Raw genomic sequence first — 13,801 nt, 5'->3', positions numbered from 1 at the left:
AATCCCGCAAAGCCAATAGCAGAAATCATACAATCCGATGAAATTTCTCGATCAAGCCAAGGTCTACATCCGCTCCGGCGACGGCGGCGCCGGTTCGGTGTCGTTCCGGCGCGAAAAGTTCATCGAGTTCGGCGGCCCGGACGGCGGCGACGGCGGCCGCGGCGGCGATGTCTGGGTGGAGGCGGTCGACGGACTAAACACGCTGATCGACTATCGCTACCAGCAGCATTTCAAGGCCAAGACCGGGACGCACGGCATGGGCCGCAACATGACCGGCGCCAAGGGTGCCGACGTGACGCTGAAAGTGCCGGCCGGAACACAGGTCTTTGCCGAGGACAATGAGACGCTGATCTGCGATCTGACGGTCGTCGGCCAGCGCTTCCTGTTGGCCAAGGGCGGCAATGGCGGCTTCGGCAACCAGCATTTCAAGACCTCGACCAACCAGGCGCCGCGCCGCGCCAACCCCGGACTGCCGGGCGAAGAGCTCAATATCTGGCTCAGGCTGAAGCTGATCGCCGATGCCGGCCTGGTCGGGCTGCCCAATGCCGGCAAGTCGACCTTCCTGGCGGCCGTCACCGCGGCCAAGCCGAAGATCGCCGACTATCCCTTCACCACGCTGCATCCGGGCCTTGGCGTGGCCCGCATCGACGGGCGCGAATTCGTCATTGCCGACATTCCCGGCCTGATCGAAGGCGCGCATGAAGGCGTCGGCATCGGTGACCGCTTTCTCGGCCATGTCGAACGCACGCGCGTCCTTCTGCACCTCGTCTCGGCGCAGGAAGAAAATCCGGGCAAGGCCTACAAGACCGTGCGTGCCGAACTCGACGCCTATGGCAACGGGCTGACCGACAAGGTCGAGATCGTCGCTCTTTCGCAGGTCGACATACTCGATGCCGACGCACGCAAAAAGAAGGCCGCCTCGCTGAAACGCGCCGCCGGCCGCGCGCCGATGCTGCTTTCGGCGGTCACCGGCGAGGGCGTCGAGGCGGTGTTGCGCGCGCTGATGGCTGTGGTGGCGAAGGCGCGCGAAGCTGTCGCTGCGCCGGTCGAGACGCGCTGGAACGCATAGCCATGGCCGCGCAATCGCTGAAAAATTATCGGCGCATTGCCGTCAAGATCGGCTCGGCGCTGCTTGTCGACCGCACGACGGGCCTGAAGCGCGACTGGCTGGCCTCGCTTGCCGACGACATCGCCGTGCTGGCCAATGGCGGCGCCGAAATTCTCGTTGTGTCTTCCGGTGCGATTGCACTTGGCCGCACCATCCTCGGCCTCGGCAAGCGGGCGCTGAAGCTCGAGGAGAGCCAGGCGGCGGCCGCCGTCGGGCAGATCGCCTTGGCCGGCGCCTGGTCGGATGCGCTCGGCAAGAATGGTTTGAAATCGGGCCAGATCCTGTTGACGCTCGGCGACACGGAAGAGCGCCGCCGTTATCTCAACGCGCGGGCGACGATCTCGACGCTGCTCAAGATGAAGGCGGTGCCGGTCATCAACGAGAACGATACGGTGGCCACCTCCGAAATCCGTTATGGCGATAACGACCGGCTGGCGGCGCGCGTCGCCACCATGATGGGCGCCGACCTTTTGGTGCTGCTCTCCGACATTGACGGGCTCTACACGGCACCGCCTGCGCGTGACCCGCACGCTCGGTTCATTCCGATCGTCGACCGCATCACCCCCGACATTGAGGCGATGGCGGGTGCCGCCGCTTCGGAATTGTCGCGCGGCGGCATGCGCACCAAGCTCGATGCCGGCAAGATTGCAACCGCCGCCGGCACCGCCATGATCATCACATCAGGCACGCGGCTGTCGCCGCTGCTGGCAATCGAGCGCGGCGAGCGCGCCACCTTCTTCCGGCCGAGCAGCAGCCCGGTCAAAGGTTACAAGACCTGGATCGCCGGGCAGCTCGAACCGGCTGGCCGGCTGACCGTCGATGCCGGCGCCATCGGCGCGCTGCTCTCCGGCAAGTCGCTGCTGCCGGCCGGCGTCAAATTGGTCAGCGGCAATTTTGCGCGTGGCGACACGGTGGCGATCCTGTCGCCCGAGGGCCGCGAGATAGCGCGCGGGCTGGTTGCCTATGATGCCGCCGATGCCGTAAGGATCGCTGGGCTGAAGACGACCGAGATCGAAACCGTGCTCGGCTACGAGGCGCGTTCGGCGATGATCCACCGCGACGACCTTGTGGTGAGCCATGCCGGTGGTGAGCAAGTAGTCGGTGACCAGGTTACATAGCGGAGGATGAGCCATGCTGACGCTGCATGAAAAATCCCGGGATGACACCGTCGCGCTGATGGCCGATATCGGCCGCCGCGCGCATGCCGCGGCCCGACCGCTGGCCATCGCAGCGGCCGAGCGCAAGCACAAGGCGCTGGTCGGCATGGCTCAGGCGATCCTTCGGCATGAGCAGGATATCCTCGACGCCAACGCAATCGACATCAGAAATGGCGAGGAGGCTGGCCTATCGGCAGCGTCGATGGATCGGCTGAAGCTCGATCCCGTCCGCATCCGCGCCATGGCAGACGGCATCAGCGAGATCGCCGAGTTGCGCGACCCAATCGGCGAAATCATTGCTGGATGGGACCGGCCGAACGGGTTGCACATCGAACGGGTGCGCACGCCGCTAGGCGTCATCGGCGTCATCTATGAGAGCCGGCCGAACGTGACCGCCGATGCCGGTGCGCTCTGCCTCAAGGCGGGCAATCCGGTGATCCTGCGCGGCGGCTCGGATTCAGCGAATTCTTCCGCCGCGATCCATGCCTGCCTGGTCGAGGGGCTGAAGGCAGCCGGGCTGCCGGAGGATGCCATACAATTGGTGCCGACCACCGATCGCGCCGCCGTCGGCGAAATGCTGAAAGGGCTTTCCGGCAATCTCGAGGTCATCATTCCGCGCGGCGGCCGCAGCCTGGTCGAGCGTGTGCAGAAGGAGGCGCGGGTGCCGGTCTTCGCCCATCTCGAGGGCATCTGCCATCTCTATATCGACCGATCGGCTGATCTCGACATGGCGGTCAAGATCGCGGTCAATGCCAAGATGCGGCGCACCGGGGTGTGCGGCGCTGCCGAGACGCTGCTGGTCGACCGTGCCGTCGCCGTCACGCACCTGGTGCCGATCCTCGAGGCCCTACGGGCGGCAGGATGCGAGATCCATGCCGATGCCGAGGTGCTGAGGCTTTATGCCGATGCCCAGCCCGCGACCGATGCAGACTGGGTGACCGAATATCTCGACGCGATCATCGCTGTGAAGCTGGTCGACGGCATTGGCGGCGCGATCGAGCATATCGAGACGTTCTCCTCGCATCACACCGAGGCGATCGTCGCCGAGGACGCCACAGCGGTCGACCGGTTCTTCAACGAGGTCGATTCGGCGATCCTTCTGCACAACGCCTCGACCCAGTTTGCCGATGGCGGCGAATTCGGCATGGGCGCCGAAATCGGCATCGCCACCGGCAAGATGCATGCCCGCGGACCGGTCGGCGTCGAGCAACTGACGTCGTTCAAATATCGTGTACGCGGGTCGGGACAGGTGAGGCCTTGAAGCTTTGTGTTCAAAGAACCTGAAGCCTTGCGCCCAGCCACCCCCCTCTGTCCTGCCGGACATCTCCCCCTCAAGGGGGGAGATCAGCTCTCGTTCGCGATTTCGCCAATTGCCGGGCGGGCAGAATTCAAGCTGTCATTGAAGCTGACAATCTCCCCCCTTGAGGGGGAGATGCCCGGCAGGGCAGAGGGGGGTGCCTGACGCATGCTTGCCTTGTCCGAACATGCCATATCCTCCCGTTACCTCAAGATGCCGCATGCCGGGAAAGGCGTGGCGGTCGGGCTGTTTGGCGGTTCGTTCAATCCGCCGCACGCCGGGCATGCGCTGGTCGCCGAGATCGCACTCAGACGCCTTGCTCTCGACCAGCTGTGGTGGATGGTGACGCCCGGCAATCCGCTCAAGAACGCTGGTGAACTTGCGCCGCTGGCCGAGCGGCTGCAGCTGTCTGAAAAGATCGCCAAGAACCCGAAGATCAAGGTCACCGCCTTCGAGGCGGCCCACCACGTCCGCTTCACCGCCGACACGCTGGCGTTGGTCAAGGCGCGTAACCCCGGCGTCGATTTCGTCTGGATCATGGGGGCCGATTCGCTTCGCGACTTCCACCGCTGGCAGCGCTGGCGCCGTATCGTGATGACGTTCCCGATCGCGGTGGTCGACCGGCCAGGTGCGACGCTGTCGTTCCTGTCGTCCGTGGTCGCCAAGACTTTCGACTATGCCCGCGTCGACGAAGGCGACGCACCGCGGCTCGCCCGCATGAACGCGCCGGCCTGGACCTTCATCCACGGCCCGCGTTCGTCGCTGTCGTCGAGCGCGATCCGCAATGTGGCAAAGGGCTGAGGGGGCGGAAGGCAAGTCCAGCCATGTCGCATTTGCCGCTGCCTTGACCTGCTTGATGGGCGATCCTCGGTCATGACGATTCTCGAGCGCGACCAGGACAAGAACGGTCTAGGGCAGCCGGCGCCCTCGATCGCCATTGCCAGCATCCTCTTGTCGATGGCGCTGATCGCCGTCGGCAATGGGCTCATGTTCGCCTATATCCCAGTCCGGCTCGGCGCCGAGGGCTTCGATCCGACTTGGGCGGGGCTGATCGTCACCGGCCTTTCGGCTGGCGGCCTCGCTGGCTGCATCCTGACCGGGCCGCTGGTGCGGCGTGTCGGCCATGCCCGCGTGTTCATGGTACTGTCGGCGCTGATCGTGCTGTCCAACGCCGCGGTCGGCGCCGGGCCGCACCCATTGCCATGGATCGCTGCACGGGCGCTCTACGGCTTTGCCATATGCGGCCTGTTCATTGTCGCGCAGAGCTGGCTGAACGATGTCGTCGCAAACGCCATCCGCGGCCGGGTCATGGCTATCTTCTACGTTGCCTATGTCGCCGGACTCGGCGTCGGCTATTCGACGCTGGCGTTGATCGATATCCGCGCGGCCGATGCGCCGCTGATCGGCATTGCCTTCACCGCGCTGTCGATCCTTCCCGTCGGGCTGACGCGGCTCGCGCAGCCACCGGCGCCGCAAGCGGCGTCGGTGGCGCTCGGCCGCGCCTGGCGAATCTCGCCGGTCGGCGTTGCCGGCATGCTTGCCGTCGGCGGCCTGTCGATGACGATTTCGGGTTTTGCGCCAATCCATGCCACCGCCAGAGGCTACAGCCAGGCCGACGTCGCCTTGCTGCTTTCGGCAATGCCGGTCGGCACGCTGATCCTGCAGATTCCCCTCGGCTGGATTTCCGACCGCACCGACCGGCGCTTTGTGCTGATCGCGGCGTCGGCGCTTGCCGCCGCGGCGGGCCTGTTTGCACTGGGTTTCGACGGTGGCGCTCTGGCGACGCTGCTCGTCATCTACGTGGTCTGGGACGGCGCCTCGGAATCGATCTATTCGCTGGCCAGCGCCCATGCTGGCGACCGCGCCGGCAAGGACGACATGGTGGCGCTGTCGAGCTCGCTCTTGTTTGCCTGGTCGCTGTCCGGCTTCGTCGTGCCCGGCATTGTGACCGGGCTTTCCGCCATCTATGGCACGCAGGCCTTCATCTATGTGGCAATCGTCATTGCCGCCGCCTACTGCTTGTTCGTTCTCTGGCGCGTCGGCATGGTGCGGCCCGTGCCCGCCACCGAGACCGGCAGTTTCGCGCCGATGACGGCGCAGGCGCCGTTGCCTGTCGATCTCGCCTTCGCGCCCGAAGATCAGCGCGGGCGCGGAGAGCTTTGAGGGCCATCTGCGGGCTGGCTTCAAATGCTCTATTGCTGCGTGGCTGAGGCCTCCGGCTGCGGCGCTTGCGGCGCCGGCGCCGGAATTGAAAGGCCTTCGGCATCGAACGCCTGCTTGACACTCTTGGTGAGGTCGATCTGGGCGGCGAAGAAATCGGCAGCCGCCGTCCAGTAGCGCAAGGTGATGGCGACAGTGCTGTCCCCGACAGTCGCGACAAAGGCGATCGGCGCCGGCTGCCGCCTGACGCGCCGGTCGGCGGCGGCGACACCGAGCATGGTCTTTTGCGCGAAATCGATGTCGTTCCACGAGCCGATGCTGAGCGTGATGTCGCCGCGGCGCACACCATTGCGGGTGAAATTGCGGACCGGCTGGTTCCACAGGGTCGAGTTAGGTGCAAGCACGTAGACACCTTCGACCGTCCTCAGCGTTGTTGCAAACAGCCCGATCTCCTCGACGGTACCGGATATGGCGCCGACCTCGACATATTCGCCGATGCGGAACGGCCGCAGCGCCAGCAGCATGATGCCAGCGGCAATGTTCTGCAGCGTGCCTTGCAGCGCCAGACCGATGGCCAGGCCGGCGGCACCGATGGCGGCAATGATCGAAGCCGTCTGCACGCCGAACTGGCCGAGAACCATGATCACGACAAGCCCGAGGATGGCGTAGCGGACGACCTGCGAGAAGAAATGGCGGAGCGTTTCGTCGAAGCCGTGAACGTGGCCGAGGCCGGCATAGATCGAACGCTCGGCGAGGCCGGCGACGATGTAGCCGATGACCAGCAGGATGACGGCGCCGACCGCCGAAAGCGAGTAGGAGACGATCAGCGTGCTGAGTTGCGCCAGGCCGGATTGCACGGTGAGGAGGGCGTTCTGAGGATCGATCGGCATGTCGGGATTCCGGTTCGTGGATGAGCTGATAACCGCTGCGGGGCGAGGCGGTTCCGAATTTCTGGCCCGGAAAAGCCGCATATTCGGCCGTTACCGGGCGTCTGCTTGCGAGCGGTGTCTTGAAACTGCAACCTAACTCTGCCTATCTAAGCAGTGTCACCTGATTTGAAAGGTGATTTGGTTGTTCTTGCTGCGAAAGGAAATACACTGAGAACAGCACTGCGGAAGAAGGCCGACATCGTGCCTTCGCCGGCCGGGATCAGCGTAAACGACGCCGTGTCCCGCGCCATCAAGACAGTCCTTGCCAGTCTGGAAGACTCCAAGGCTGAAAACATCGTCTCAATCGACATTCAGGGGAAATCGAGCCTCGGCGACTACATGGTCGTCGCGTCGGGCCGATCGCACCGTCATGTCTCGGCTGTCGCCGATCATCTCCTCAAGGCGCTCAAGGATGCCGGGCTCGGCACGGCGCGCGTCGAGGGGCTGGCTGGCGCCGACTGGGTCCTGATCGATTCGGGCGACATCATCGTCCATGTCTTCCGTCCCGAGGTCCGCGACTTCTACAATCTCGAAAAGATGTGGCAGGCGCCGGATCTTGAGGAAGAGACCCTCCACTGAGCCGTATTCGTCTTGATGCATGTCGTTGTGCGACACGCATCAGCGGCTCTCCGAGGCAGGGATGAAGATTACCGTTCATGCCGTGGGCCGAATGAAAGCCGGCCCCGAGAAGCAGTTGGCCGACCGCTATTTCGAGCGTTTCGCCAAGAGCGGCCCTGCCGTAGGCCTCGAATTCGCCGGGATCGCCGAGATTGCCGAAGGCCGCGCGCAGACGGCCAATGAGCGCCGGCGCGAGGAAGGCCAGAAGCTGCAGACGCACTTGCAACCGGGCACGGCGCTGATGCTGCTGGATGAGCGCGGCAAGAACCTTTCCTCCGAGGATTTCGCCGGCCGCATAAGCTTGCTGCGCGATGGCGGGCGCAAGGCGCTGGTGATCGCCATTGGCGGCGCCGACGGCCATGACCAGTCGCTGCGTGACTTGGCTGATCTGACGGTGTCGCTCGGCGCGCTGACCTGGCCGCATCAGCTGGTCCGCGTCATGCTGGGCGAGCAGCTTTACAGGGCGGCCACGATCCTTTCCGGCCACCCCTACCATCGTTCATGAAGCCGGTTCGATCAGCGAATTGACGCCAGCCGCCCGGATTTCTGCCCCAATGCTCATCGACAGTTTGGGCTCATAGGGGTTTGCGGATGGCGGCCGGGCTCGAACATGGTTGATGGTTCGTTAACGAAGCCGCGCATAGAGTTGGGCTTCAATGTCTGAAGACTGGAAATCACGAACGGGCTCCTGGCGCGTGCGCTACGGCATCGCAGCGGCGGTGATCGTGGTTTCGCTCGGGATCGCGCGGGCTGAGAACACGCTCGACCTGGCGCCGGACCCGGACCAGAGCCGCGCCGAATACGAAAAGGTATCGAAAGAGATCACGCTGTCGTCCGAGCGGCTGGCCAAGCTCGCCGCCGACATAGCGGCGGTCAAGAAGGACCATGCCTCGATCACCGCGGCACTGATCCAGTCGGCGATGACCGAGCAGAAGCTCGGCCAGGACATCGAGGACATTGGCGGCAAGCTGGAAGGGCTGAAGGCGCAGGAGCAGAAGATACGCGCCTCACTGGCCGCCAGACGTGACGTTCTGGCCGAAGTGCTCGGCGCGCTGCAGCGCATGGGGCTCAATCCGCCGCCGGCGATCCTGGTCAAGCCGGAGGACGCATTGTCGTCGGTGCGCAGCGCCATCCTGCTCGGTGCCGTGGTGCCGGAACTGCGCCAGCAGACCGACATGTTGCTGGCCGATCTCAAAGAGCAGTCGCGGGTGACGGCCTCGATCGAGGCCGAGCGGGCGCGGCTGACGGCAGCGGTCGGCGAGCAGGCGGCGGAAAAAAAGCGGCTCGGCATGCTGCTCGAAGCCAAGCAGAAGCTCGCCGCCGATACGCAAACCGCGCTGGCCGCCGAAAAGCAACGGTCCGCGACGCTGGCGGCCAAGGCCGGCAGCCTGAAAGAGCTGATCGCATCGCTCGAGGCCGACAGGGCCCGCAAGGCGGCGGATGCGGTCAAGGCAGCCGAGCAAAAGACGGTGGACGCCGACAAGGGCCCGGCATCGGCCCCGGCGCCAACGGAACTGGCCTCGCTGCCGGTGCCGGAGAGCAACAGGCTCACCGCTGCTGCGCCGTTTTCCGCGCTTCAAGGGCAGATCGCGCTGCCGGTCACCGGCAGGATCAAGCGGCGCTTCGGGGCCAACGACGGTAACGGCGCGGTGATGCTCGGTGACATGGTTGCGACACAATCGGGAGCCATCGTCACAGCGCCGGCGGATGGAAACGTGCTTTATGCGGGGCCTTTCCGCTCTTACGGTCAACTCTTGATCCTGAATGCGGGTGACGGCTATCATGTCGTCCTAGCGGGGATGAGCAGAATCAGCGTCGCGTCTGGCCAGTCGGTGCTCGCAGGTGAGCCGGTCGGCGCGATGGGAGAGGCCCGGGTGGCGAGCACCTCGGCATCGAAGAATGGAAATGCCACGCCGGAGCTCTATGTCGAGTTCCGCAAGGATGGAAAACCCGTCGATCCGGCCCCATGGTGGGCGGACCGTTTTTCTGGAAGGACGTGAATGATGCGGAAACTGTCGCTTCTGTTTGCCGGTGCGCTGATGGGTGCATCGGCGATGAGCCTGGTCTATGGCGCGCCCGGCTCGACGGCGAAGGCTGCGGGCTCCGAGACCTATAAGCAACTGGCGATCTTCGGCGATATCTTCGAGCGGGTGCGGGCGAATTATGTGACGCCGCCCGACGACAAATCGCTGGTCGAAAATGCCATTAACGGCATGCTGTCCTCGCTCGACCCGCACTCCTCCTACATGAATGCCGAAGAAGCGCAGGACATGCGCGTGCAGACCAAGGGCGAGTTCGGCGGCCTCGGCATCGAGGTCACCATGGAGAACGACCTGGTCAAGGTGATCACGCCGATCGACGATACGCCGGCCGCCAAGGCTGGCGTGCTCGCCGGCGACTATATCGCCAAGATCGACGGCGAGGAGGTTCGCGGCCTGACCCTCAACGACGCCGTCGAGAAGATGCGCGGGCTGGTCAACACACCGATCAAGCTCACCATCCTGCGCCAGGGCGCCGACAAGCCGATCGAACTGACGGTCGTGCGCGACATCATCAAGGTAAAGGCGGTGAAGTTCCGGGTCGAAAACGACATCGGCTACATGAAGATCACCTCCTTTACCGAAAAGACCTATGACGACCTCGAGAATGCCATCGACACCATCAAGAAGCAGGTGCCGAACGACAAGCTCAAGGGTTACGTGCTCGACCTGCGCCTCAATCCGGGCGGTTTGCTCGACCAGGCGGTGAGTGTGTCGGATGCCTTCCTCGACCGTGGCGAGATCGTCTCGACGCGCGGCCGCGATCCGAAGGACGTCACCCGCTTCGACGCGCGGGCCGGCGACGACGTCGGCGGCAAGCCGCTGATCGTGCTCGTCAATGGCGGCTCGGCCAGTGCCTCGGAAATCGTCGCCGGCGCGCTGCAGGATCTGCGCCGCGCCACGGTGGTCGGCACGCAGTCCTTCGGCAAGGGTTCGGTGCAGACCATCATTCCGCTTGGCGAGAACGGGGCGCTGCGGCTGACGACGGCGCTCTATTACACGCCGTCCGGCAAGTCGATCCAGGGCAAGGGCATCACGCCCGATATCAAGGTCGACCAGCCGCTGCCGGCGGAACTGCAGGGCAGGGACCTGACGCGCGGCGAATCGGACCTCAAGGGCCATATCAAGGGCGCCGACGAAGGCACGACCGGTTCGGGCTCGGCAGCCTATGTGCCGCCGGAACCGAAGGACGATTTGCAGCTCATCTATGCCGAGCAGCTGCTGCGCGGCCAGAAGACCGATCCGGCGTTCCCACCGAATCCGCAGAAGGCCGTGTTGAACCAATAAGGGCAGGCAAGCCGGGCCAAACAGGTCTGGCTGCCTGAGCGAAGCGATGCGATGCTGCCGGGGCCGCGAGGCTCCGGCAGTTTGATTCGGGGCCGCGGCCGGCATGCTGCGCGTCCAGTGAAGCGAGGGGACGCGCCGACATTTTGGATTTGCGCCTCCGGAGGTTTCACTTCGGAGATGCGCGCCGGGGGTGCGGGCTTGGCTGATATCGGCAAGGACATAGAACGACCTCTCGGACAGGCGATCCGGGCGCCGCGCCCAGGCAGCAGGATCAGCGCCGGTGCAGTCGCGGCCGCGCTCGTCGTGCTGGCCGTGGTCGGCGTTTCCGGCGCGATCGCCTTGCGCGACAAGCCGTTCCGCAAGCCGCAAGAAGTCGCCATTTCGACGCCGAAGATGCCGGCAGCGGCGGATCCCGCCGCGGCGCCGGCCAAGGCGACGCCCGCAACGGAAGCGCCAAGCAACGCAAGCGAACAGAAGACGGGCGAACAAACGACAAGCGGGAAGATGGGCGGTCCGCAGATCATCCATGTCCAGACCGAAGAGGGCGACGGTCCGCCCAAGGCGGCCATTGTCATCCGCGACCCTTCGACGATCGGCCAGAACCTCAGGATCGCGCACATTCCCGACAAGGCGCTGATCGAGGCCAGCGAGACCGGTCCGCTGCCGATCCGCGCCGCCGACGGCCGGCGCCCGTTCGATGTCTATGCGCGGCCGTGGTCCGGCGCACGCGGTGCACGCGTGGCGCTCGTCATCGGCGGGCTTGCCGTGTCGCAGACCGGCACGCAGGCAGCCATCGCCAAGCTGCCGGCGGAAGTGACGCTGGCCTTCGCGCCGCAAGGCAACAGCATCGGCCGCTGGATGCAGGTGGCGCGGCAAGGCGGCCATGAGGTCATCATGCAGGTGCCGCTCGAGCCGTTCGACTATCCGAACGTCAACCCCGGCCGTAACACGCTGACCGTGGCAGCGGCGCCGGACGAGAATTTGAAGAATTTACGCTGGGCGCTGTCGCGAACGACCAACTACACCGGCGTCATGAACTATATGGGCGCCCGCTTTTCGGCCGACGCGACGGCGATGGGGCCGTTGATGGCCGAGCTTGGCAAGCGTGGTCTGGCCTATGTCGACGACGGTTCGTCGGCGCGCAGCCTGGCATCCGAATTGGCGCTGAAGGACGGCGTGCCGTTCGTCGGCGGCGATACGGCGATCGACGCGGTGCAGGACCGCGGCGCCATATTGAAGAAACTGGATGGGCTGGAAGCGACGGCACGGGCGAAAGGCTTTGCCGTCGGCATCGGCTCGGCCTTCGACCTGACAGTCGATACCGTGTCGTCCTGGGTGACCGAGGCCAAGAAGCGCGGCATCGAGATCGTGCCGATTTCGGCGGTGGCCATAGATCCGGAAAAAGGCTGACATGGCAAAGAACAAGCTCGTTGACGCCGAGACACTGCCCTACCGGCCCTGCGTAGGGGTGATGGTCCTCAATGGCGATGGCATGGTCTGGGTCGGCCATCGCATTGCCGAGCCGGACAGCGAATTCGCTGGAACCACGCAGCTCTGGCAGATGCCACAGGGCGGCATAGACGATGGCGAGGAGCCGCTGCCCGCGGCGGAGCGCGAGCTTTACGAAGAGACCGGCATGCGCTCGGTGTCGCTGCTGGCCGAGGCGCCGCACTGGATCAAATACGACCTGCCGGCCCATCTGGTCGGCGTCGCCTTCAAGGGACGATATCGCGGCCAAACGCAGAAATGGTTTGCCTTCCGCTTCCACGGTGACGAAAGCGAGATCGAAATCAATCCGCCGCCGGGTGGCCACAAGGCCGAGTTCGACCGGTGGGCGTGGCGGCCGATGCTGGAACTGCCCGGTCTGATCGTGCCGTTCAAGCGCAAGGTCTACGAAGACGTGGTGGCAGCGTTCCGGCACCTGGTGGCGTAGCCGCCGGCCTTCCGCTAAACCAGGTCGGCATGCCCGACATCTCCAGCAAATCCCTTCCGCAGACCGTCTCTCTACCGCAGGCCGGCGCCCCGAGTGAGCCGATCAGCGAAGCGGCGGCGGGGGCGATCCTGACCGTCGATCTTGGCGCCGTCCGTGAGAATTACCGGCGGCTGAAGGCGCGTCTGGGCGGCGTCAGCTGTGCCGGAGTGGTCAAGGCCGACGGTTACGGGATTGGCGCGGCGCCGGTGGCGGCGGCGCTGATGGCTGAAGGCTGTGATATTTTCTTCGTCGCGCATTTGGCCGGCGGCGTCTTGCTGCGCAAGGCGCTCGGCTCAGACCCGGCCATCTACGTGCTGAACGGCATTCCGCCAGGTGCGGAACGGGAAGCGGTTGCGGCGGGGCTTTGCACTGTCGTCAACAGCGCCAGCCAACTTGCGGCATGGCGCGAGATGGCCGGGCGGGTGGGCCATAAATTGCCTGCCGCCGTCCAGGTCGACAGCGGCATGTCGCGGCTCGGCATGGCGCCCGAGGAGGTGAAAGCCATCGCGCAGGATCCGCAGGCTTTCGATGGTGTCGAACTGACCTTCGTGATGAGCCATCTCGCCTGCGCCGACGAACCCGAGCAACCGGCCAACGAGCAGCAACGGCTGGAATTCGAACGGCTGCGCCGGATGCTGCCGGGAGCGCCGGCGTCGCTTGCCAATTCATCAGGCATTTTTCTCGGGCAGCGCTATCACTACGACCTCGTTCGTCCGGGTGCCGCTCTCTATGGCATCAATCCGACGCGGGCGAAGGACAACCCGATGCTGCCGGTGGTGCGATTGCAAGCCAAGGTCATCCAGACGCGGATGCTGGAGGCCGGCGCCGGTGTCGGCTACGGCCACACTTTCCACACCAAGGCCCCGCTTGCCGCGGCGACGATTTCGCTCGGCTACGGCGATGGCTGGCATCGACGCGCCGCTTCCGCTGCCTGGTTCGAAAATGTGCGGCTGCCCTTCATCGGCCGGGTTTCGATGGATTCGATCATCCTTGACATTTCCGCATTGCCGCCCGGCAAGCTGAAGGCCGGCGACCTCGTCGAACTGATCGAGCCGTCGTCGCAGACCGTGGACCAGGTAGCCGGCCAGGCCGGCACCATCGGCTATGAGGTCTTGACCAGCCTCGGCCACCGCTTCCACCGGCGCTATGTGAATGGCTAGGACGCAAGCTTGTTGTCCTCACGCATGTCGTTTCCCTCAGCATCGGCACTTGGCGGACGCCGCAGAATCCGGCA

Annotated in this window: 13 protein-coding genes; 12 read left to right on the top strand and 1 reads right to left on the bottom strand. The window is 65.0% G+C overall.

Annotated elements, in window-relative coordinates; all coding sequences use genetic code 11:
* The first annotated feature begins 37 nt into the window (after positions 1-37).
* From obgE to NKH89_RS07295, 5 genes are all read left to right on the top strand, one after another.
* The gene (gene obgE / locus NKH89_RS07315; protein WP_352480954.1) at positions 38-1,069 is read left to right on the top strand and encodes a GTPase ObgE; all 1,032 of its coding nucleotides are present in this window, start codon (positions 38-40) and stop codon (positions 1,067-1,069) included.
* Between the two features lie 2 nt (positions 1,070-1,071).
* The gene (proB, locus tag NKH89_RS07310) at positions 1,072-2,226 is read left to right on the top strand and encodes a glutamate 5-kinase (protein ID WP_023719680.1); all 1,155 of its coding nucleotides are present in this window, start codon (positions 1,072-1,074) and stop codon (positions 2,224-2,226) included.
* Positions 2,227-2,239: 13 nt separating this feature from the next.
* Positions 2,240-3,526, top strand: a complete 1,287-nt coding sequence (locus tag NKH89_RS07305; RefSeq protein WP_352480953.1) for a glutamate-5-semialdehyde dehydrogenase — start codon at positions 2,240-2,242, stop codon at positions 3,524-3,526.
* Between the two features lie 249 nt (positions 3,527-3,775).
* Positions 3,776-4,363, top strand: coding sequence for a nicotinate-nucleotide adenylyltransferase (locus NKH89_RS07300; protein WP_031194203.1), 588 nt, complete (start codon positions 3,776-3,778; stop codon positions 4,361-4,363).
* Between the two features lie 72 nt (positions 4,364-4,435).
* Complete coding sequence (locus NKH89_RS07295; RefSeq protein ID WP_023719677.1) at positions 4,436-5,725, top strand: MFS transporter; 1,290 nt, start codon at positions 4,436-4,438, stop codon at positions 5,723-5,725.
* 29 nt (positions 5,726-5,754) lie between these two features.
* On the opposite strand, the gene NKH89_RS07290 is transcribed toward NKH89_RS07295, so the two are convergent.
* The gene (locus NKH89_RS07290) at positions 5,755-6,612 is read right to left on the bottom strand and encodes a mechanosensitive ion channel family protein (protein WP_023719676.1); all 858 of its coding nucleotides are present in this window, start codon (positions 6,610-6,612) and stop codon (positions 5,755-5,757) included.
* A gap of 240 nt (positions 6,613-6,852) precedes the next feature.
* Between NKH89_RS07290 and rsfS the strand changes: the two genes are divergently transcribed.
* From rsfS to alr, 7 genes are all read left to right on the top strand, one after another.
* The gene (gene rsfS / locus NKH89_RS07285) at positions 6,853-7,230 is read left to right on the top strand and encodes a ribosome silencing factor (protein WP_023678068.1); all 378 of its coding nucleotides are present in this window, start codon (positions 6,853-6,855) and stop codon (positions 7,228-7,230) included.
* Positions 7,231-7,291: 61 nt separating this feature from the next.
* Entirely contained in the window at positions 7,292-7,774 is a 483-nt protein-coding gene (gene rlmH / locus NKH89_RS07280) for a 23S rRNA (pseudouridine(1915)-N(3))-methyltransferase RlmH (protein WP_023719675.1), read from the top strand.
* Positions 7,775-7,925: 151 nt separating this feature from the next.
* Positions 7,926-9,269, top strand: a complete 1,344-nt coding sequence (locus NKH89_RS07275; protein ID WP_352908545.1) for a murein hydrolase activator EnvC family protein — start codon at positions 7,926-7,928, stop codon at positions 9,267-9,269.
* Positions 9,270-10,595: a S41 family peptidase gene (locus tag NKH89_RS07270; RefSeq protein WP_352494138.1), complete on the top strand. Its 1,326-nt coding sequence runs from the start codon at positions 9,270-9,272 to the stop codon at positions 10,593-10,595.
* 198 nt (positions 10,596-10,793) lie between these two features.
* Positions 10,794-12,005, top strand: coding sequence for a divergent polysaccharide deacetylase family protein (locus tag NKH89_RS07265; protein WP_352908544.1), 1,212 nt, complete (start codon positions 10,794-10,796; stop codon positions 12,003-12,005).
* Between the two features lies 1 nt (position 12,006).
* Entirely contained in the window at positions 12,007-12,528 is a 522-nt protein-coding gene (locus NKH89_RS07260; protein WP_352480951.1) for an RNA pyrophosphohydrolase, read from the top strand.
* A 29-nt stretch (positions 12,529-12,557) separates the two neighbouring features.
* On the top strand, positions 12,558-13,727 hold the full coding sequence (gene alr, locus NKH89_RS07255) for an alanine racemase (RefSeq protein ID WP_352908543.1): 1,170 nt from the start codon (positions 12,558-12,560) through the stop codon (positions 13,725-13,727).
* Positions 13,728-13,801: the final 74 nt, after the last annotated feature.

It is taken from the genome of Mesorhizobium sp. M0923, from assembly GCF_040319365.1.
Lineage (GTDB): Bacteria > Pseudomonadota > Alphaproteobacteria > Rhizobiales > Rhizobiaceae > Mesorhizobium.
This window is presented reverse-complemented; position numbering and strand designations above follow the sequence as displayed.

Coding starts and splice junctions, on each gene's coding strand:
- obgE (WP_352480954.1), top strand. CDS start 38: ATGAAATTTCTCGATCAAGCCAAGGTCTACATCCGCTCCGGCGACGGC.
- proB (WP_023719680.1), top strand. CDS start 1,072: ATGGCCGCGCAATCGCTGAAAAATTATCGGCGCATTGCCGTCAAGATC.
- NKH89_RS07305 (WP_352480953.1), top strand. CDS start 2,240: ATGCTGACGCTGCATGAAAAATCCCGGGATGACACCGTCGCGCTGATG.
- NKH89_RS07300 (WP_031194203.1), top strand. CDS start 3,776: ATGCCGCATGCCGGGAAAGGCGTGGCGGTCGGGCTGTTTGGCGGTTCG.
- NKH89_RS07295 (WP_023719677.1), top strand. CDS start 4,436: ATGACGATTCTCGAGCGCGACCAGGACAAGAACGGTCTAGGGCAGCCG.
- NKH89_RS07290 (WP_023719676.1), bottom strand. CDS start 6,612: ATGCCGATCGATCCTCAGAACGCCCTCCTCACCGTGCAATCCGGCCTG.
- rlmH (WP_023719675.1), top strand. CDS start 7,292: ATGAAGATTACCGTTCATGCCGTGGGCCGAATGAAAGCCGGCCCCGAG.
- NKH89_RS07275 (WP_352908545.1), top strand. CDS start 7,926: ATGTCTGAAGACTGGAAATCACGAACGGGCTCCTGGCGCGTGCGCTAC.
- NKH89_RS07270 (WP_352494138.1), top strand. CDS start 9,270: ATGATGCGGAAACTGTCGCTTCTGTTTGCCGGTGCGCTGATGGGTGCA.
- NKH89_RS07260 (WP_352480951.1), top strand. CDS start 12,007: ATGGCAAAGAACAAGCTCGTTGACGCCGAGACACTGCCCTACCGGCCC.
- alr (WP_352908543.1), top strand. CDS start 12,558: ATGCCCGACATCTCCAGCAAATCCCTTCCGCAGACCGTCTCTCTACCG.